A 20,684-nucleotide genomic window follows, 5' to 3' on the forward strand; every position below is an offset into this window, starting at 1 on the left:
CGTTCGCCGCGACTCCGATTAGGCAGACCGCCTAGCGTGTCGGACCTCGCATGCGCTCGATCTGATCGTTGAGCCTCGCGACCGAATTGTCGAGAAACGCGACTCGGGCATCGAGGCGTGAAAGAAGCAGCGTCCCAATCAGAATCACCAGCGCGAACAGAGTCACGGCGTCAGCGAGCCATTGAGGCTTCACGCCGTGCGCTGCGCCACAAACCGATCCAATGGGGAAATTCGCCGCGGCCATGCCGGTGTAATGCATGCCGGCGATGGCAATGCCCATGACACAGGCCGCGCCAATGCGCTTGCGCATCACATGGTCCTGATGCGCGCCGCGCAGGGTATGCGCGACCCACAGTGCCGCCGTGGAGGCTGCGATAGCAATGAGAATGGACGCAGCAAAGATGCGTGGTTCGTAGCGAATCGCGGGCTGCATCAGCATCGCGGCCATTCCCATGTAATGCATGCCGGCGATGCCCAAACCCATCAGAACGCCACCCGCGAGCAACCAGGGCAGCTTCAAACGTTCACGCGTGACGACATGCAACGCAAACCAGGACACGAGTACGGCGATCACGAGCGAATAACAGGTGATGGCGGGATCGTAGCCAAGCGGAATGCTTAGCGAGAACGAGAGCATGCCGATGAAGTGCATCGACCAGATACCGATGCCCATGGCCAACGCGCCGGCCGCCAGCCATATGTGGCGGGCGCGAGCGTAAGCCAGTATGGAAAGCCGGTCCGCGAGATCAATTGCCGTGAAAGAGGCAAGCGTCGCGACAATAAGGGAAATGGCGACCAACCCGGGGTTGTAGGTGCTTGGCATCTCTCGGCGGCTTTTTTACAAAAGCTCGATTAGTGGTAGGTAACAGCCTCGTAGAGATGAAGGTAAAGCAGAGTTGGTTTCCGAGCAAGACGATTGAGCCGCGCTCTCGCGAATCGACGCCTGGTAAGGAGGAGGTCGGGCAGGCTGATGCTGAATGCATCAACCTTTGACGATGTCGCGCCCGCTTCAGGCCTGCGTGCTGATCATGCCGGTCGTCGTGCCGGATGCGAGCATCAGTTGTGCAAGCTCGCCGGTCGCGACGTCGATAGCGGAGCTGATGGTCGTGGCTTCGTTTTGCAGGGACGTCGTTCTAGCGGCCTGCTGGCTGGCTCGCGACTGATCCGCCGTCGATTGGGTCGAATCGCCGGCTGTCGCGGCACTGCCGTGCTGTCCGGCGCCGCTTGCCGGAGCTGAACCCGCGGACGATGCGCCCCCAGACTGCGCCAACTGCGCTTGCACCGACGCGAGCTGAGCCTTCAGCGACTTGATCAATTGTTCGAGTTGCTGCTCCTGAACGCTGCTGGTGCTCGAACTGCTGCTGCCGCCTCCGCCGCCACCACCTCCCCCGCCGCCGCCGCTGGGTGTCGCACTCGTCGTGGACGAACCGCTGCCTGACGTGCTCGAAGAAGACGAAGACGTCGACCCGGCGCTGGTCGTGCCCGACTGCGAATCGGAGGCGGTAGACGTGGAACCGGACGCCGATGACGCGGACGACGCGGACGACGCGGACTTCGAGCCAGACGCCGCCGTGCCGTTCGACGCGGCGTTAGTCGTGCCTGAAGCGGTTCCGCTGCCGGTGGTCTGCCATGCGGTTACGCTGGTGGTGCTTGTGATCTGCATCAGCGCACATCCTTTTTATAGATTGATTCGACGAAAACGCGCCATCCTCGCATGGCGCCTCATCTTGGATAACGGCAGACTTCCTGTGATTCTTTAGCGGTTTTTTAGTGATTCTTTCACGCGTCACGCGTCCTTCCGGCGCTATGCCACCGCTTTCAGCACGTCGCTCAGGTCGATACCGTTCTTGGCCGCGGTCATCTGATCGTCCGGCGTCGGGCCCTCGCGCGTGAGGTCGACGAGTGCCTGATTGAGATTCACATAGGGCCGCATACGGTGTTCATAGGCGGCAAAAGCCTGCGCAGGACGATCCCAGTTTCGCAACAGTTCATAAACGAGCACACAGGCACCGACTAGCGCGAGGCTCGTACCTTGACCCGAGAAAGGCGATGCGCAGTGCGCAGCGTCGCCGGCAAGCGCGACCCGGCCGTTCGACCACGACGGCATGCGGATCTGTGCGAGCTCGTTGAAGTAAAACTGATCGGTTGTACTCATCGCATCGATGAATTGAGGAAACGTGCCCTTCAGATGCGCGCATTGCTCGGCCACCATGCGCTTTTGTGTTTCGACATCGCCTCGGGACACTGCGGATTCAGGCGCCGCGAAACCCACGCCAATCCGCAATTCGCGCTTGTCGTAGCTGGGGTAGATCACGTAGCCCACGCCGTCCTGGCGATGGCCGAGTTGCCAATCGGTCAGATCGATCAGGTTAGGCGTCGAAAAAAGAGCAAGCACCACGCCCAACGGAAAGACAACCGAGGCTTCATCCGCGAAACACTGCTTGCGGACATTGGAGTAGATGCCGTCAGCGCCGATCACCAGATCGAATGCTCTCTTCACGCCCGTGGCGAAAGTGACCGCCACACCATCGCCTTGATCATCGATGGCGGCGACGCTGTCGTCGTAGATGAATTCAACGCGGTCGCTCATCGCACCCATCAGAAGCTCGCACAGATCGTCGCGAAAGATTTCGATGTCTTCGCTGTCCAGGCGGCCGGCGCTGAAGGTGCGCTCTTCGGTACGTTCCAGCTCGTTGCCGTCGGCATCGAGCATCGACATGCCCTTAAGCCGTGTGCGCAACGCGCGGGCATCGTCCAGCAAGCCCATTACGTTGACGACATCGAGCGCGACGCCGCGGATATCCACGGCTTGCCCGCCGCGACGAAACGCCGGAGCGCGCTCGACCAGCGTCGTAGCCACGCCCACGCGATCCAGCCAGTAAGCCACGGCCAGACCCGCAACCCCTGCGCCGGAGATCAGTACCTTGCCATTCATCATGAGCCTCGTCTCTATCGTCGAAACAGGAATAATATGAGCCACGCTCATGTTTTGAAACTCGCGTTCCGCGGCCTTGGAATCGGCAATAAAGTCTATGAATAATCAAACACTTAACCGACGCAACCCGCGGCAAGCCCGATCTCAACACAAGGTCGAACTCATGTTGGAGGCGGCCATGCAGTTGCTGGAGACCGGTGACATCGCCTCGCTGACGACCAATGCCGTGGCGGCGAAAGCCGGTGTGAGTATCGGCACGCTTTACCAGTACTTCGGCAGCAAGCACGCATTGCTCGACGCCCTGGTGACGCGCGAGCTCGGCGCCATGACAGACAAGATCGTCGATTCGATGCAGCGCGCAACGCCCACGGCGCCTGGCGACCCGATTCGTGAAATCGTTCGTGCCGTGACGGCCTCGTATGGCGGGCGAAACCGCGTTCATCGCCTGTTGATGGAGCATTCGTCGACGAGCAACGCGCAAGGGGGACGCCTCGCACCGTTCTACGCGCGGCTACTTGAAATTTCAACCGCAGATGAAGTTGCGATGCCTGATGGGCACACTCGCAAACCCACCGAAGCCGAGGCGTTTGTGCTGACCTTTGCTGTGACGGGCGTGCTGCGTATGCTGGCGGCGAGCGCCGATCCACCGCCGTTGCAAGAGGTGGAAGATGCGCTTGTGCGGCTGGTGACGGGTTTTACTGCGCAGCGCTCGACACCAGAAAACCCGGCATATCGATCACTGCGGCCCTGCGCATGACTGCGGCAGGGCCGTTCGGTCTTACTTGCGCTTCAGTTGCGAGAGATCGCGCACCGCGCCACGGTCGGCCGAGGTCGCCAGCGCCGCGTAGGCCTGCAACGCTTGCGACACCACGCGTTCACGATTCACCGGCATCCACGCGTCGGCTCCGCGTGCCTCCATGGCTTCGCGACGGCGTGCCAGGGCCTCGTCCGACACCACCAGGTGCATCTTGCGGTTAGGAATGTCGATCTCGATCACGTCACCCTCTTCCACCAGGCCGATCGTGCCGCCTTCCGCCGCTTCCGGCGACGCATGCCCGATCACCAGGCCCGACGAACCGCCGGAGAAACGGCCATCGGTAAACAGCGCGCAAGACTTGCCGAGTCCCTTGGACTTCAGATACGACGTGGGATACAGCATTTCCTGCATGCCGGGGCCGCCCTTCGGGCCTTCGTAACGGATCACCACCACGTCGCCCGCCACGACCTTGTCGCCCAGAATGGCTTCGACGGCGTCGTCCTGGCTCTCGAAGACGCGTGCGCGGCCCGAGAAGACCCACTGCGATTCGTCGACACCCGCGGTCTTGACGATGCAGCCCTTCTCCGCGAGGTTGCCGTACAGCACAGCAAGGCCGCCGTCTTTCGAATACGCGTTCTGCTTGCTGCGGATACAACCGGACTTGCGGTCGGTATCGAGCGACGCGAAGGTCGCTTCCTGGCTGAATGCGACGGTGGTCGGAATCCCGCCCGGCGCCGCACGGAAGAGCTTCTGCGCTTCTTCGCCCGCACCACCGGCGACGTCCCATTTGGTAATCGCCTCACCCAGCGTGCCGCTATGCACGTTGCCGCACGACAGGTCGAGCAGCTCCGCACGGGCCAGCTCGCCGAGAATGCCGGGGATGCCGCCGGCGCGATGCACGTCTTCGATATGGAATTTATCGGTTGCGGGCGCGACCTTGCACAGGCACGGCACTTTGCGCGAGATGCGATCGATGTCGGACATCGTGAAATCGACGCCACCTTCCTGCGCAGCGGCCAGCAAGTGCAGCACGGTGTTGGTCGAACCGCCCATGGCCACGTCGAGCGCCATGGCGTTCTCGAAGGCCTGCTTGCTGGCGATGTTGCGCGGCAGGACCGACGCGTCGTCTTCCTGATAGTAACGGCGGCACAGATCCACCACCAGACGGCCAGCCTGTTCGAACAGCCCCTTGCGCCATGCATGCGTAGCGACGATCGTGCCGTTGCCCGGCAACGCCAGGCCGATTGCCTCGGTCAGGCAATTCATCGAGTTCGCGGTGAACATGCCCGAGCAGGAACCGCACGTCGGGCAGGCGCTGCGCTCGATTTCCGCGACTTCGGCGTCGCTGACTCTGGAGTCGCCCGCCTTGATCATGGCGTCGATCAGGTCGATCTTGGCGATCACCTGGCCGTCGGTTGGCGACTTGACCTTACCCGCTTCCATCGGACCGCCGGACACGAAGACCACGGGGATGTTCAGGCGCATCGCGGCCATCAGCATGCCCGGGGTGATCTTGTCGCAATTGGAGATGCAGACCATGGCGTCGGCGCAGTGCGCGTTGACCATGTATTCCACCGAGTCGGCAATCAGTTCGCGCGACGGCAGCGAGTACAGCATGCCGCCGTGGCCCATGGCGATGCCGTCGTCGACCGCGATGGTGTTGAATTCCTTGGCGACGCCGCCGGCCGCTTCGATTTCCTTCGCGACCAGCGCGCCCAGATCGCGCAGATGCACATGGCCCGGCACGAACTGGGTGAACGAGTTCACCACCGCAATGATGGGCTTGCCGAAATCGCCGTCCTTCATACCGGTGGCGCGCCACAAAGCGCGGGCGCCGGCCATGTTGCGGCCGTGCGTCGAAGTTCGCGATCGATAGTCAGGCATCTGTGTCCTCTGTATTGGGGTCGTCGAATTGGAATGGTGCCCAGGCCCGCCATGCACCGTTGGGGACGGCGACGGCATACCGGTCGCCCGCAGGCGAAGGTGCGCATGACGCGCGTTGTACTGGGAATGTACGAAGTGTGCGAGAGGGCCGGTAAGACGTCCAATATATTTTTCTGACTGAATTAGGTCGGAAAAGATATTAGTTGGCGGCGAGGCAGCGCTATCGATGATGGGCTAGCGCCGAAGGGGGTAACGGCCGCCCTTCGGCTTTTGGAGCGAGCGCGACGCTGTGGATGTCGACGGAACGCTCGGATTACTGAATCAAAACCGGTTCGCCGACTTTCCTGTTTTCTCGAGTTTATCGACAGGCTGCGAGAATTTCAGCAGCACGTTCTGCAACAGCGGAACGGAATAGGTTCCGTCGCTTTCTTTGGACATCACCACCGCCCCTTCGGTCGGAGCTTTCAAATCGGTGAGCACGCCACTCGGTTTCTGATCATAGTCGCTATATACAAGTGAATAACCTTGATTCGAATTATCCACACAGGAAATGGTCTTTATCGACAAAACGGCTTTATTCGATGACGGATCAAAATCTGTTGCATACCCTAGAAAACGACATTCGCCGCCGTCGAAGGTGAAGTCAGAGCTGGCCGGCTTAAACGGACTGACGGAAACGAGCGCAAAGAAAGAGTTTTTCTTGTCCAAAGGGGAACTCACGGTTGGCCGAACATAAAACTTGGCCACCACTTCCGTGGCACTTGGCACAGTGAACTTGGCCCCCTCCATCTTTGCCATCGTGATGGCGCGCCGTAAATTATCCTTCTCGCTCACGGGAACAGAAAGCTCAGAGGGCTCCTGATGAGTCGGTAGTACGCTCCAGATCGATGCAGCACCCGCACCCACGGTAAAAACCGCGGTAAAGACCCAGCCCATCCATTGGCGGTCATGATCTGCACAAAAAAATCGCCAATTCCCTCGCCGGGCACATCGACGCAGGTTGGCGGTACGGCCGTAGCAACGATTATTTCTTTGAGCAGGTTGGGGATTGATTATTCTATTCATTGATTCGGAAATGTGTGGTCGTTAATTATCGTATTTATGTCGCAGATTGTACGTCGGTGAAAACGCCCCCGGCAAGACCGCCGCGTTGATCGGCGTGCACAACGAGGCGGATTTATAGACGAGCTACGCCCTGAGAGTCAATGGCGACGATGGCTGACGAATCACACAGCATCCGCAAGAGCGCCGCAACGAGATGCGGGTTGGCCTGACCAATCCGGTCCGATGCTTGATGGCGAAACGCGAGGAAAGCTCAATGCGATTGCGACCGCATCCCCGCATCCTCCGCCGGCATCCGCCCGGCCGGCAATGCCTCGGTGGACTCCAACGCATTAAGGCTCGTGTCGTCGCGATCGAGCATCGCGCGAGCCTTGTTCATATCAAGCGCTCCTTCCCAGCGGGCAACCACAATGGTCGCCACGCCATTGCCGATCAGGTTCGTGACGGCACGCGCCTCGTTGAGGAAGCGATCCACGCCGAGCAGCAGCACCAGGCCGGCCACGGGGATGGTGTGCATCGAGGCCAGCGTGGCAGCCAGCGCAACGAATCCAGCACCGGCAACGCCCGCAGACCCCTTTGAAGTCAGCAGCATCACGCCGAGCAGCAACAGTTGATCCCACAGCGTCAGGTGGATGTTCATGGCCTGCGCGACGAACATCGAGGCCATGGTCAGATAGATCGCCGTCCCATCGGCGTTGAAGGTATAGCCGGTAGGCAACACCATCCCGACTACGGGCCGCGAACATCCCAGCTTCTCCATCTTGATCAGCATCTGCGGCAGCACCGCTTCAGTGGACGCGGTCCCGAGGGTGATGAAAATTTCGTCCTTGATGTAGCGGAGATACTTCCACAGCGACAGCCCGCTGACTCGCATCACGAGGCCCAGGACGACGACCACGAAGAATACCGAGGTCAGGTAAAGGCACAACATCAGTTGACCGAAAGATGCCAGCGTGCCGATTCCATACTTGGCGATGGTAAAGGCCATGCCGCCAAAAGCGCCGATGGGTGCAACGTACATGACGATTCGCACAATGCCGAACATACCCTGCAGCAACATATCGAGCATGTCGACGAACGGTGCAGTGCGCGGGCCCAGCTTGGCGAGCGCGATCGCGAGCAGCAGCGAAAAGAAGATGATGGGCAGCATGTCCCCATTCGCGAATGCGCCGACAATGCTGTTCGGCACGATGCTCATGAGGAAGTCGAGTATCCCGTGCTGTTGTGCCGCATGCGTGTAGGTGGAGATCGCCGAGCCGTCGATATGCGCGGGATCGATGTTCATCCCGCTGCCCGGCTTGATGACGTTCACGATGACGAGGCCAACCGCGAGCGCAATCGTCGACGCCACCTCAAAGTACACGACCGCCTTGACGCCGACGCGACCGGCCTCATGAAGGTCGCTCATACGCGCAATGCCCACCACGACAGAGGCGAAAATGATCGGCGCGAGCAGCATCCGGATCAGCTTGATGAACAGATCGCCGAGCGGCTTGAGTTGCGAGCCGACGTCAGGATAGAAGTGGCCGACGAGGACACCCGCCACAATGCCGATCAGCACCTGGACGTAGAGCCTGGAAAGCGATTTTCTGATCTTTGAAACCCGCATGACTGTCTCCTATGCGTGGCATCTTTAGTGAAAGTCAGAACGCGCTACCGCAGCGGGATCTACCGTTACGGTGAGCGCGGACCGATTTCGCTCACGTTTCTTTGGTCTATTTTTATGAACGCTGCGCCGGCGCTTTTGCCAGCGCGTTTCGCCGCTTGAGCGCTTATGCAGACAGCTTTTGCATCTCGGCGAACAGATCGGCCTTCCCTTCAAAGCCGATACCAGGCAGGTCAGGCATCGTGATGAAGCCGTTCTCCACCTTCACGCCATCGGGGAAGCCACCATACGGCTGAAACAGGTCCGGATAGGATTCATTGCCGCCCAAACCAAGGCCGGCCGCGATGTTCAACGACATCTGGTGTCCGCCGTGCGGAATGCATCGGCTCGGCGACCAGCCGTGCTGATGCAGCATGTCGAGCGTGCGCAGATATTCGACGAGGCCGTAGCTCAGCGCGCAATCGAACTGCAGCCAGTCGCGGTCGGCACGCATGCCGCCGTAGCGGATCAGGTTGCGGGCGTCCTGCATCGAGAACAGGTCCTCGCCGGTCGCCATCGGCTTGTCGTAGTAATTGCGCAGGGTCGCCTGCAATTCGAAGTCGAGCGGGTCGCCCGGCTCTTCGTACCAGAACAGGTCGTACTGCGACAACGCCTTCGCGTACTGGATGGCTGTGTCGAGATCGAAACGACCGTTAGCGTCGACGGCGAGTTTCTGTCCATCGCCGAGCACGCTCAGAATCGAATCGATGCGGCGCAAGTCTTCATCGAGCGAAGCGCCGCCAATCTTCTTCTTCACAACCGTGTAGCCGCGGTCGATGTAGCTGCGCATCTCGTCCTTCAGCTTCCCGTGATCCTGGCCCGGGTAGTAGTAACCGCCGGCCGCGTAGACGAAAATCTTGCGGTCGGGCTGACCATTGCCGTAGCGGTCGGCCAGTAGCTGAAACAGCGGCTTGCCTTCGATCTTCGCAACCGCATCCCAGATCGCCATATCGATCGTGCCGATCGCGACCGAACGCTCGCCATGGCCGCCCGGCTTTTCGTTCGTGAACATGGTGGCCCAGATCTTGTGCGGATCGAGGTTATCGCCGGCCTCGTTGACGAGCGTCGCCGGATCCGCTTCGAGGATGCGCGGAATGAAGCGCTCCCGCATCAGCTTGCCCTGGCCGTAGCGGCCGTTCGAGTTGAATCCATAGCCGATCACCGGCTTGCCATCCCGGATGACATCCGTCACCACGGCGACGAGACTCAGCGTCATCTTGCTGAAGTCGATGTAGGCATTGCGGATGGGGGAACTGATCGGAACAGTCTTTTCGCGGATTTCAACGATTCGCATGGCGGTGTCTCCTGGACTTTGGGCAAGGATTGCGTGCATCTGCTGACACGCATCCGGCTGCAACGGAACCTAGCTTATCCGCGAACGGTGGCGTTAGAATTCGCTCAGATTCATTTCATTTTTTACTTTGGGTGAATAACGGAAGTGAGCACTGATCCGGCGTCCGACTTCGAATTCTTCATCCTCCTCGCCAAGCTGAAAAGCCTGTCGGGAGCCGCGCGGGCGCTCGATCTCACCCCGCCGGCCGCCACCAAGCGCCTCGGGCTGATGGAGCAACGACTCGGGGCGCGGCTCGTCAACCGGACAACCCGAAGTGTCAGCCTGACACCGGAAGGCGAGACCTACCTGCGCTATGCCACGCAGATCGTGGGGCAAGTCCGCCAGATGGAAGACGAGATCTCCGGCGCCCGCACCGATCCGCAAGGTCTGCTACGCGTGAATGCGACGCTCGGTTTTGGGCGTACCACCATCGCGCCGCTGGTATCCGAATTCGCCAAGCGTTTCCCCCATGTGGAGATCCAGTTTGAAGTAACCGACCGGCCCATCGATCTGGTGGAGGAAGCGTTCGATATGGCGATCCGTTTTGGCACACTTCCCGACAGCCGGCTCAGCGCCCGGCGCATCATGAGCAATCGTCGTTTTCTTTGCGCCTCGCCGAAATACCTCGAGCGCTTCGGGACACCCGAGCGTGTGGAGGACCTTGTCCGGCACCGTTGCATCATTCATCGCCAGAACGACGACGCTTATGGCGTATGGCGTTATATGCAGGGAGATCACACCGAGGCGCTGAAGGTCAAAGGCGCGCTTTCAAGCAACGATGGCGATATCGTGCTGCGGTGGGCACTCGATGGACACGGGATACTGATTCGCTCCGAATGGGATCTGGCCAAGTACGTGCAAAGCGGGCGGCTCAAGCTGGTCTTGCCGAATATCGTCCTGCCGTCAGCCGATCTGTTTGTCTACTACCCCAGCCAGCGAAACCAGACCGCGCGCGCCCGGGCCTTCATCGACTTTCTGATCGCCCATTTCCAGGCGCCGTTCACGCCGGTCGATACCGGCGTCGTCAAGGCATCTCGGGGCAAAATAGGGGCCGGCGGCTGATCCTCTTTGCCGGCCACTGCACGGTAAAGACACCCCGCCGGTGTGATCCAGGCTGCAGTCACGCAGTGGGTGCATCTGCGCCCACTGCGACTTGGCATGTGCTGTGCTTATAGCTCTCTCGCGCCTCAAAAGGGAACCGTTTGCCTGACCGTCCGCGCATAGGCTGCCAAAGCCTGCTGCATATGCGCACGATTGTTGGGCACTCAAGCACAAAGCTGGGCTATCGAGCCAAGCCACCTTCAATAAAAGCACCTTATGTATAAAAACAAACTGCTGCGGATTCTTGTTTGCGCCGGTCTTGCATGCCTCATTCAAACGGGCGCCTATGCAACGCCCTCTCCTTCTACGCCGCGGCCCGTCAAGGTACTCATCATTTCGATGTTCGGACCAGAAGGCAAAACATGGCTCGATCATCTCGGGCAAACCCAGGCCATTACCGTAGCGGGTTTATCGCCGGATTATCCGGCTGTTCATTGCAACCGCGATGACGTGTGCGTCATCACGACCGGCATGGGCCATGCGAATGCCGCCGCCTCAATGGCTGCACTGGTGTATTCGCGCAAGTTCGATCTGCGCAAGACCTATTTCCTGATCTCGGGCATTGCGGGCATCGATCCGGCGCAAGGCACGCTCGGTTCGGCAGCATGGGCTCGCTATCTCGTGGACTTCGGCATTCAGTGGGAACTCGATGCGCGCGAGATTCCCGGCAACTGGAAGTCCGGCTATCTCGGGATCAACACCCACAGCGAAACCGAAAAGCCGCCGCTGGATTACCACACAGAAGTCTTTCAGTTGAATGAAGCACTGCTACAAAAAGCCTACGCGCTGTCACGCAACGTCACGCTCACCGATGGTCCGGCCGCTCAGACCTACCGAGCGAAATACGCAAGCGCACCGGCCAATCAACCGCCCGCGGTTATTCAGTGCGACACGCTCGCAAGCGACACATGGTTCTCCGGCGAGGCCCTGGGACAACGCGCGCGCGACTGGACCAAACTGCTGACCGACGGCAAGGGCACCTACTGCACCACCCAACAGGAAGACAACGCCACGTTCGAGGTCATCAAACGCGCCGCAGCCGCAGGTCTGGCCGACACGAACCGCGTGGCGGCCCTGCGCGCGGGGTCGGACTTCGATCGCCCGCCACCGGGCGTATCGAACGCGGACAACCTGCTGGACTACCAGCAGCAAGGCGGCTTCGTGCCTGCGGTAGACAACCTCTACCTGGCGGGTTCGCCGCTGGTCAACGCCATCGTCAGGAACTGGGCGCAGTGGAAAAACGGCGTCCCTGTTAACTAGATCTGGCGCCGCCGCGCTGCAAGTGTTTCGCGTATCACCCGTCTCGAAGTGCTTCATCCGTATGGTCTGCAGCCATGTACGCCATGGCTGCGCGTTCCCGATTGCCTATTTGCAGCCCAACCCACCGACGGGCAATAGGTAGGCATTCGTTTCTTTCAGGTTCAGGCATCAATCCGTATTTTAGTAATCCTACTTAATTTAAATGTAATCGATCTGCATGCAATTGGTGGGGGTTTCTGCTGTGCCGAAGTACCAGGGCGGGCGAATTGAAAAATTCCGCACCGCCTAATGTCGAAAAAAAATGCCCGGGCGCAACACGTTAGTCGCGCAACGGGTTTGGCTTACTGACAAGAGTGAAGGGAAATCATGAAACAAAGGACTTTGGCATCGGCCATCAGAAAGATACTTTGGGCTGAGATAGCGTTGTCAGCCGCATTCGGCCCATCCGCATTCGCCCAGAGCCAGGCGGCGACGGCAGATACTTCGACGCCGGCGGCGCCCGCCGCCGCAGCAAGCTCGGCAACGGCCGCGGCACCGGCTACCACCGCAACGACGCAGAACGGCGCCACGTCCGCGACAACAGGAAAAACCACCCAGCTGAAGCGCTTCGAGGTGACGGGTTCGCTGATTCGCAGTGCCGACAAGGTTGGCTTCAACCAGGTCCAGACCGTCACAGCAAAGGATATCCAGGACAGCGGCGCCAACAGCGTCTCCGACTTTCTGCGCAGCACCACCGCTAACTCGGCCGATAGCTGGAGCGAAGCCGAATCCAACAACTTTGCGGCAGGCGCATCGGGTATGGCGTTGCGCGGCCTGAGCGAAAAATACACACTGGTGTTGATCGACGGACAGCGGGTCGCGCCGTTCGCGTTCTTTTCGAACGGCGTGGATACGTTCTTCGACCTGAACACGCTGCCGCTCAGTGCAATCGATCGCATCGAAATCGTCAAGACCGGCGCCGTCTCGCAGTATGGTTCGGATGCGATCGCAGGCGTGGTCAACATCATCACCAAGCACAATTTCCAGGGCCTGCAGTTGGACAGCAGCTATGGCGGTTCCACCGATGGCCGCGGCGGCAACGGTACGGCGAAGTTCAGTGCGCTCGGTGGGTTCGGCAATCTCACTTCCGACGGCTACAACGTCACGGCATCTGCGAGCTTCTTCAGGGACAACGGCTCCACGCTGGCCGATCGCGATTCGACCTCGGCCATGGACTTCACGAACCAGCCTGGCGGCATGTCGATGCTCGCGCCTTCATACTGGACCAATCCAACGACGGGCAATGCGCAGGCGCTGAGCTCGTGCCCGTACGGCAGTTCGGTTAAACCGGCTAGCACGAACTTCACGTCCGTCTTCTACGGCCAGACCACCGGTACGGTTTGCGGACTCAACACCGGCAACGGCTTCTCCATCGAGCCGTGGAGCCAGCGTCTGAGCGCGAAGGTGGATGCGCAGTTCAAGATCAACGACACGACCACGGCATTTGTGGATCTGTGGGAGAGCAACAACACGAGCGTCCAGGGCGGTGGGGTGTGGAACAACACCGTCGGCGGGACCAATTCGTCGCTGGTGTACAACCCTACGACGAAGCAGTTCTCGCTGTTCAACAACACCGTGCCGGCGAGCAACCCATATAACCCGTTCGGGGTGGCGACGCCGCTCGTCTACTCGTTCCCTGACGCCGTAGCGGAAACGACAGACGCCAACTACTGGCGCGCGGCCACGGGCGTCAAGGGTACGCTCACGCTGCCGAACGGTGACTGGGACTGGGCGACCACGTACACGCACTCGCAAAGCGACGTGTCCAATACATACTCGAACCAGTTGAACGTCAGCGTTCTGAACAACATCTACCAGAACGGCACCTACGACTTCGCGAATCCGTCTGCGACACCGAACGCGCTGAACGGCCTGTACATGGACGCGAACAATATCGCCGTCTCGAAGCTCGATACTCTTGATGCGACGATTTCCACCCCGACGCTGTTCCACTTGCCGACCGGCGACGTGGGCCTGGGTCTCGGCGCCGAGTTCTTCCACCAGAGCGAATCCCTGAGTCAAGGTGCAGCGTATGCGGAAGGTCTGGTCCTCACGCCGGACGAGGAGGAGGTGCAAGGCCAGCGCAACGTCGCAGCGGTGTACTACCAGTTCGACATTCCGATCGTGAAGACACTGACGTTTAGCCAGTCGGGCCGCTACGACCACTACAGCGATGTCGGCGGCGCGTTCTCGCCGCGTTTCGCCTTGCGCTGGCAGCCGGTCAAGGCATTGACTGCCTATGCGTCTTACGATCGCGGTTTCCGTGCGCCCACGTTTGTCGAGGACAGCACCTCACAGAACATGGCGCTCGTGATCAATCAGTCGGGTTCCGTCACATCGCTCACTTCCGGCAATCCGGACCTGCAACCGGAACGCACGAAGAACTACAACATTGGCTTCGAGCTGTCGCCAACCCGCACGACCGACGTCGGGCTCGACTGGTACCGCATTCACATCAGCAACGTGATCGGCATCGACCAGCCGTCGTCGACGGTCTATTACCCCGGTTCGACCACACCCGAATACGAGACCTTCCAGTATGAGAACCTCGGGAATCTCGATACGAGCGGTTTCGAAACCACCTTCCGCCAGTCGTTGCCGACCTCGATCGGCACGTTCACGCTGTCGGGCGACTGGGCTTATGTGGATACGTTCAAGTTCCAGCTAGGCGGTCAGACGGTGAATGCGGCTGGCAACAACCTCGCGCTCAACGAGCCGTTCGGCGGCAGCTTCCCGCGCTGGAAGGGCAACACCACCTTGAGCTGGGCGTATCACCAGTGGAATACGGCGCTGTCGTGGCAGTACACGGGACCGTACACGCAGACCTTCACCTATATCCCGACGCCGACGCCGCAAAACGGCAGCGTGGGGTCCTATAGCCAGTTCAATCTGATGGTGACCTACACGGGCTTCAAGCACTGGACGATCTACGGCGGCATCGACAACATCTTCAACCGCGTGCCGCCGTTCGATGCGGTATGGGCGGATGGTCCGCTGTGGCAGCAGGGCTATGACACGTCGCTGTACACGTATGTCGGCCGCTTCGCGCAGATTGGTGCGACGTACAAGTTCTGAGCGTAATTGAACAAGCGGGTCTCGCGCTCCTGTCCTTACGTTGTAGAGGCGGGAGCGGGCCCGCGCTTTGCCGCTACGCGCCGCTTGATTCACGCGACCCATGCGTCTTGGGTAAATTCGCATTGCAACGTCTGAATCCCTAGAATAATCGCGACCATTTTGGAAAATCGATCATTCAAGGCATCGCTCGCAAAGAACGGTTCCGATCACACGTTCTGGGGCAATGGGAGACGGTATCGCAATGAACAATACGACCATCGAGGTGGCCTGCACACTCTTCGTGATCGCGGTTTTCGCCACGCTGCCGGCCCGCCGGAAGCGGCAAAAGAAGAAGCCCGAAACACGCAAGACGGAGCCCTTGACACTACGCTGGCAAACATCGCCCAGCACCTTCCAGCCTGAGCCGCAGTATTGGGCGCTGGCCAACACATTGGTCTTCAACGTGCGCAACGGATGCGCCTGGGATAGCTTGCGTCTGGACGCTTCCGCCGACGAAACCCGTCAGTCCCTGCGTCAATCGTGGGGCATTAGCGATCGTGCCACGCTACTCGAGCAGCTTCACGGCGTATTCACGGGTGGACATCGTCAGGCGCTCCAGCCGTTTGTCGGCCACTACGCCGGTTTGCCAGAAGCAGCGTTCAAGCAGGAGGTCGAACGGCTGCGCGAGGATCGTGAACTGCCTGACGAAGAGCGGCGCGAGTCCCTATGGCAAATGCAGGCTGCGCGAGACAACCGCGATGGTGTGCAGTCGGTTAACTTTCTCGCCTGGGACATGGTGCGATTCATCATGCTTTGCCAGAACGGCTTGTTGCTGGACCTCATTGACGAACGGGAAGCGCGTGACTTCATTCTGCTGCCCTCGCTCTACCTGCAGCGCGACTACAAAAGCTGGCTCGACTGCGCCGATCAGTTCATGCGGGCACGCGGTTTTTGGGCCGGCGGTGACCCCGCCATGATCCCCACCCAGGAGGCCACCCGCGAAGTCATCGAACTGGCGCAACGAGATCCGCACAGCCCATGGAAACTGCTCGCCTGGGAGATGGCGCTGCCTGCCCCCCAATGGTTGTTCGTCTCCGCGCTCTACGAGATGCAATTGCTCGCTCCGCTCTCCGAACGCGAGCGTGGCGAAGCTAACGAATTCGAACTGCTGCTGGATAACGCGCTCCAAAAGATTCACCTCACCGACCTGGCGCGATGATTCCGCTACTGCTCGATCCGGCGCTGTGGGTCGGCCTGCTTGCAGGCTGGGCGATTTTCGCAAGCGTGCAACGCCTGTATGCGCGTTTCGGCCGTCGTGGAGAAAAAACAGGAGAACGTAGCACTGATCCGCCGCGTGGCATCAATCTTGTCGATGTCCGCGAGGGGCTGTATCAACATGGCCCTCCGGCCGATACCCCGGTGCAATGGGCCATCGCGTTGTCCGCCCTGGATTGCGAGCGCGAGCGGTTCTATCACGACCGGCTCGATCTTCTGCCGCCTGATGCGCGTCAGGCAGCGCGTTTCATGGCCCGCTTCGCCTCGCGCCATGAGATCAACAGCCCGGCGGCGTGGACGATGCGACTGCGATGGCTACGCGAAGGCGGTCATCGGCGCGACATCGCCCTGATCAGAGCGCTCATGTCGCGATTGGCCCGTGGCGAGCAGACGCACGATGCGGGTTCCACAGGAGATTGGTTATCGGCGTTTTCGCATACCTACGGCCCGCTGCGAGGCATGCGCGAGCAACAGTTCCGTGCGTTGCGGGAGCAGCCTGACCGGTGGCGGCAGATGAACGGCCTCGCCTATGACGCCAGTCGCATGGTGCTCTACTACCGGGCTGGGTGCCGCTTAGGTTACGTTGCGGAGGCCGAGGCTCGCACGCGGATCGAAGAAGTCGCGCAGGAAGTCGCGATGCACTACGCCGACTGGCAAGACTTCGAAACCGACCTGCTTTTGACGGCAGGCTTCGTCGAAGATAACGCGGCTTCCGCGCAAACGGCGGCGCTGCGCCTTCGCGCTGCCGGTAACGCGCCCTGGCAGGTGCTGACCTGGCCAGTCATGCGTGAACCGACGGTTTCCTGACGACACCCAACTGCATCCAGCATCGCGCATCGAATCGCACAACAAGGTGCGTCGAAGACGGCGTGACTGCCCCTGCTTCTGACGCAACAAAACACTGATAAGGAACCGTGATGAAGGCATTTGTTGTCGATCGATATGGACGCAAGAGTGGCATACGGGCCGCTGATATGCCGGTCCCCGAGCCGCGCGAAGACGACGTGTTGATCCAGATCCACGCCGCGGGCGTGAACCCTCTCGACGCAAAGATCAGGGACGGAGAGTTCAAACTCATTTTGCCCTATCGTTTGCCGCTGATTTTGGGCAACGATGTGGCCGGCGTCGTGGTCCGCGTCGGATCGCGTGTGCAGCAATTCAAGCCGGGCGATGAGGTCTATGCCCGTCCGCATAAAGATCGGATCGGTACGTTTGCGGAATTCATCGCGCTTAGGGAAGACGCCGTCGCCCTCAAGCCTAAAACACTCACGATGGAAGAAGCGGCTTCAATCCCGCTGGTGGGCTTGACCGCCTGGCAAGCGCTGATTGAAAAAGGACAACTGAAGAAAGGGCAGAAGGTGCTTATACATGCCGGCTCGGGCGGCGTCGGCACCTTTGCCATTCAACTGGCGAAGCATGTGGGCGCGACCGTCGCGACGACGGCGAGCGCAGGAAATGCCGAATGGCTGAAGCAACTCGGTGCGGACATCGTCATCGACTACAGGAAAGATGACTTTGCCGCCGTCCTGAAAGACTTCGACGTGGTGCTGGACACACAGGGCGGAAAGACCCTCGAGCGATCACTGCAAGTGCTCAAGCCAGGTGGCAGGCTGATCGGGATCGCCGGTCCGCCCGATCCGGATTTTGCCAAAGAGATCGGCGCCGCCTGGTTCCTGAAAACAGCGATGCGCTTTCTGAGCTATCGCGTCAGAAAAGCGGCGAAACGTCATGACGTCACCTATTCATTTCTTTTCATGCGTGCCGATGGGAGCCAGTTGGCGCAGATCGCTGCGCTCATCGACGCAGGTGTAATCAAGCCTGTGATCGATCGGGTCTTCCCGTTTGCATCAACCCAAGAGGCCTTGGCCTACGTCGAAACAGGGCGTGTAAAGGGGAAGGCCGTCGTCAAGATCCGATGATAGCCAGCGCGAGGTACGCTACCCCCGCGCCCGATTGATCGCGCTCGTCGCCAGCTCGCGCGCCAGGTCCGCGTATAACTCGGCCCACTTGCCCAGCAAGCTGGAGTCGTCGGTCAGGAAAAGCGGATGGTCGGCCCATGCGCTGACGTTCGAGCCTTCCCAGGCCACCTCGAACAGGCGCAGATCCTCATCCTCGCTGACGCCGCTATCGATCAGCTCGCGAAACGAGGCGAGGTTATAGACACACACTTCGTCGGGCGCCATGCAATGGATAGCGGCGAGCGCGTCCGTCGCCTCCTTTTGCGCGGCGGCGCGGCTGGCGGCCATCAGGAAGACGATGCATTCGTCATGCGCCTGGCCGAACATCAGCCGGTACAACGAAGTTTTACAGCGTTGGCTTAATTGCGTGCCGACCGTTTCCTCAACGGCCGCTGGCGCTTCGTGAGTGCGCGGGTTCGCCCACCCAACGCTCATGGGCCACTGTGGCCGCTGTTTTCGGCTGCGATAGCGATCGCTACACCAGTACACGTACAAGCCGCAGGCAACCAGGCAAGCTAGCGCCAGAATCCCGACGCCCGCGAGTACCGTCAAATCGGTGCGCACCATGTCAGGCTCCCTCCAGTCCCGCGCGGGCTTCGTCTGCGACGTCCCGCGCATCTCCTGTCTATATTTACAACGCTTTTATTCTAGTAAGCAATCTATCCCGCTTTAGGACACTTCTCTACCCCGGACTACCCCTTACATGACCGTTGCACGCCAGCGTGAGATGCGGATCGAATCGTGAGGGCAGCTACGTATTCGCCACCAGCAGTTCCTCCGCATTGGCCGGCGGACGCAGACCGTCCGGCCTGCCTGCGAAGTAACGCTGGGTGAGATCGCCCGCCGAAACGTGCCGTGCCTCCCGGAAGCCGGCTTCCCGCGCCAGCGCCTGGATCTCCGGCGGGGTGAAGAAGCTGATAAAAGGCGTGCCGCTTGCTCGTGCCCCTTTCTCCGCCATCTCGAGTCCCGGACGAACCTCGGGGTCCGCCAGCTCCAGCGGGAGCAGGAACGTCATGGCCAGCGTCGATCCTGGGGCGAGGGCCGCGACCTCGCGCAACGTGGCCGCGTTCGCTTCCCTGGTGAGGTACATGCTGACACCTGTAGACACCACGATGGCCGGCTGGCTGTTATCGAAGCCCGCCTTCACGAGGCCATCCTGCCAACTGGCGCCGGCTTCGAAATCGACGGGTACGAAGCGCAGCCAGTCCGGCACGCCAAAGCCGAGTTCGATCAGGCGCTGACGCTTCCATGCCTGAGGACCCGGCTGGTCGACCTCGAACACCTTCAGGCGGGAGGCGATCTCAGGCCGCCGCTGCGCGAAGCTGTCCAGCCCTGCGCCGAGGATCACGTACTGACTCAGCCCGCGCCCGGCCTGCTCCACCACCAGATCCTCGATGAAGCGGGCACGCGCTACGATTGAAGCGCGGAATGGTCGGGTGAACTGCGGATCCATGTCCCCGCGGCGGCGCCAGTTCTCGCCCGGGGCCAGCAGCTTGAGGCCGATTTCGTCTTCGAGCACATGCGGCGGCGCGTCGGCTTCGACATGCAGCGCGCGCCACAAGGCGACACGTGCGGCTGTGCTGTCCGGTGCCGGATCTTGCCGATCGGTCATGGGTGTCTCCTGTTGGCTCGTCTTCGCTTCAGCTTAAACCACCTCAACCGGTGTCACTCTTCGGACTCCACAGCGGAGGACTCCACGTCGGCCACTCCGGCCACCCGTCACCGCGCTTGAGCTTTGCGTGCAGGCCAGAAATACAACGCCGCCGCACCGCGCAATCCGGGACCTTGCCGGCTCGCCACAACTTCGCGCTCACGGAACCAGAACGTGAGCGACACCACTGGCGTCCCAGGCTTGAGCATACGATCAAGCAGCGCCGCCAGTTTGGGCATCGGCTTGATCATCAGGTAGCAGGTGACGGCGTGCGCGTCCTGCAGATTGCACGCGTAGAAATTGGCTCGCTGCAAAGCAACATTGGCTAGCTTGCGGGTCCGAAACCGCGCGACCCAGTAGGGCAGCGGCGACATTTCGATGCCGCGTATCCGCGCCTCGGGAAACGCCTTGGCCAGCGCGATGACGAGCGAACCCCAGCCGCTGCCCAGCTCGTACACGATGGCCTGCTGCGGCAAGTTCGCCTGCCGCAATAGCGCCACGACGTCGGCCGCTTCCGACGCTTTTGACGGCATAGGCGGTACGCCCGTGATGAGCTGAAAAACCAGCAGCGAGAGACACAGTAACGCGACGATCAGCAACGCAACAAATGATGGAAGGTCAGGCATAGGCGATTGAGCTTGTGGTGGTGCCGGTCTTGGGTCCGGTAAGAGCTTAGAAAGAAAATTCCTAGCACCGTTGATTATCTTTGTTTTAAGCTTGGCACCGGCCC

17 protein-coding genes and 1 pseudogene are annotated in these 20,684 nt (G+C 60.5%); 8 read left to right on the forward strand and 10 right to left on the reverse strand.

Going from position 1 to position 20,684, the window contains the following annotated elements:
- Positions 1-14: 14 nt before the first annotated feature.
- Positions 15-823 (reverse strand): annotated as a pseudogene (locus BUS12_RS00800) (MHYT domain-containing protein); the annotation flags it as partial.
- Between the two features lie 186 nt (positions 824-1,009).
- Positions 1,010-1,315: a hypothetical protein gene (locus BUS12_RS00805; protein ID WP_074293788.1), complete on the reverse strand. Its 306-nt coding sequence runs from the start codon at positions 1,313-1,315 to the stop codon at positions 1,010-1,012.
- A gap of 31 nt (positions 1,316-1,346) precedes the next feature.
- Here BUS12_RS00805 and BUS12_RS00810 point away from each other — a divergent pair, with 31 nt between their 5' ends.
- Positions 1,347-1,760 carry a hypothetical protein gene (locus BUS12_RS00810; protein WP_074293789.1) on the forward strand — a complete coding sequence of 138 codons (414 nt, stop codon included), beginning with the start codon at positions 1,347-1,349 and terminating at the stop codon, positions 1,758-1,760.
- A gap of 44 nt (positions 1,761-1,804) precedes the next feature.
- Here BUS12_RS00810 and BUS12_RS00815 read toward each other — a convergent pair whose 3' ends face one another.
- Positions 1,805-2,938, reverse strand: coding sequence for an FAD-dependent oxidoreductase (locus BUS12_RS00815; protein WP_074293790.1), 1,134 nt, complete (start codon positions 2,936-2,938; stop codon positions 1,805-1,807).
- Between the two features lie 73 nt (positions 2,939-3,011).
- Here BUS12_RS00815 and BUS12_RS00820 point away from each other — a divergent pair, with 73 nt between their 5' ends.
- Positions 3,012-3,692 (forward strand): TetR/AcrR family transcriptional regulator, encoded by a 681-nt coding sequence (locus BUS12_RS00820; protein ID WP_143788215.1) that lies wholly within the window; start codon positions 3,012-3,014, stop codon positions 3,690-3,692.
- Between the two features lie 21 nt (positions 3,693-3,713).
- Here BUS12_RS00820 and ilvD read toward each other — a convergent pair whose 3' ends face one another.
- The 4 genes from ilvD to BUS12_RS00840 form a co-directional block, all read right to left on the reverse strand.
- Complete coding sequence (gene ilvD, locus BUS12_RS00825) at positions 3,714-5,576, reverse strand: dihydroxy-acid dehydratase (RefSeq protein ID WP_074293792.1); 1,863 nt, start codon at positions 5,574-5,576, stop codon at positions 3,714-3,716.
- 321 nt (positions 5,577-5,897) lie between these two features.
- Entirely contained in the window at positions 5,898-6,512 is a 615-nt protein-coding gene (locus BUS12_RS37980; protein WP_143788216.1) for a hypothetical protein, read from the reverse strand.
- Between the two features lie 379 nt (positions 6,513-6,891).
- Positions 6,892-8,247 (reverse strand): C4-dicarboxylate transporter DctA, encoded by a 1,356-nt coding sequence (gene dctA / locus BUS12_RS00835; protein WP_074293794.1) that lies wholly within the window; start codon positions 8,245-8,247, stop codon positions 6,892-6,894.
- Between the two features lie 163 nt (positions 8,248-8,410).
- Positions 8,411-9,577, reverse strand: a complete 1,167-nt coding sequence (locus BUS12_RS00840; RefSeq protein WP_074293795.1) for a mandelate racemase/muconate lactonizing enzyme family protein — start codon at positions 9,575-9,577, stop codon at positions 8,411-8,413.
- Positions 9,578-9,721: 144 nt separating this feature from the next.
- Between BUS12_RS00840 and BUS12_RS00845 the strand changes: the two genes are divergently transcribed.
- From BUS12_RS00845 to BUS12_RS00870, 6 genes are all read left to right on the forward strand, one after another.
- Positions 9,722-10,678 (forward strand): LysR family transcriptional regulator, encoded by a 957-nt coding sequence (locus BUS12_RS00845; protein WP_074293796.1) that lies wholly within the window; start codon positions 9,722-9,724, stop codon positions 10,676-10,678.
- 255 nt (positions 10,679-10,933) lie between these two features.
- Positions 10,934-11,977 carry a purine-nucleoside phosphorylase gene (locus tag BUS12_RS00850; RefSeq protein ID WP_074293797.1) on the forward strand — a complete coding sequence of 348 codons (1,044 nt, stop codon included), beginning with the start codon at positions 10,934-10,936 and terminating at the stop codon, positions 11,975-11,977.
- Positions 11,978-12,343: 366 nt separating this feature from the next.
- Positions 12,344-15,091 (forward strand): TonB-dependent receptor, encoded by a 2,748-nt coding sequence (locus BUS12_RS00855; RefSeq protein WP_074293798.1) that lies wholly within the window; start codon positions 12,344-12,346, stop codon positions 15,089-15,091.
- A gap of 241 nt (positions 15,092-15,332) precedes the next feature.
- A complete protein-coding gene (locus BUS12_RS00860) occupies positions 15,333-16,289 on the forward strand; it encodes a DUF1266 domain-containing protein (protein ID WP_074293799.1) in 957 nt (318 codons plus the stop codon).
- 65 nt (positions 16,290-16,354) lie between these two features.
- Positions 16,355-17,152: a DUF1266 domain-containing protein gene (locus BUS12_RS00865; RefSeq protein ID WP_171991568.1), complete on the forward strand. Its 798-nt coding sequence runs from the start codon at positions 16,355-16,357 to the stop codon at positions 17,150-17,152.
- Between the two features lie 110 nt (positions 17,153-17,262).
- Complete coding sequence (locus tag BUS12_RS00870) at positions 17,263-18,264, forward strand: NADP-dependent oxidoreductase (protein WP_074293801.1); 1,002 nt, start codon at positions 17,263-17,265, stop codon at positions 18,262-18,264.
- Positions 18,265-18,282: 18 nt separating this feature from the next.
- On the opposite strand, the gene BUS12_RS00875 is transcribed toward BUS12_RS00870, so the two are convergent.
- The 3 genes from BUS12_RS00875 to BUS12_RS00885 all read right to left on the reverse strand — a co-directional run bounded on the left by BUS12_RS00875 (position 18,283) and on the right by BUS12_RS00885 (position 20,553).
- Entirely contained in the window at positions 18,283-18,870 is a 588-nt protein-coding gene (locus tag BUS12_RS00875) for a hypothetical protein (protein ID WP_074293802.1), read from the reverse strand.
- A 184-nt stretch (positions 18,871-19,054) separates the two neighbouring features.
- Positions 19,055-19,915: a class I SAM-dependent methyltransferase gene (locus BUS12_RS00880; protein ID WP_074293803.1), complete on the reverse strand. Its 861-nt coding sequence runs from the start codon at positions 19,913-19,915 to the stop codon at positions 19,055-19,057.
- A gap of 107 nt (positions 19,916-20,022) precedes the next feature.
- The gene (locus BUS12_RS00885) at positions 20,023-20,553 is read right to left on the reverse strand and encodes an SAM-dependent methyltransferase (protein ID WP_074293804.1); all 531 of its coding nucleotides are present in this window, start codon (positions 20,551-20,553) and stop codon (positions 20,023-20,025) included.
- Between the last annotated feature and the right edge of the window lie 131 nt (positions 20,554-20,684).

The organism is Paraburkholderia phenazinium (assembly GCF_900142845.1).
Lineage (GTDB): Bacteria > Pseudomonadota > Gammaproteobacteria > Burkholderiales > Burkholderiaceae > Paraburkholderia > Paraburkholderia phenazinium_A.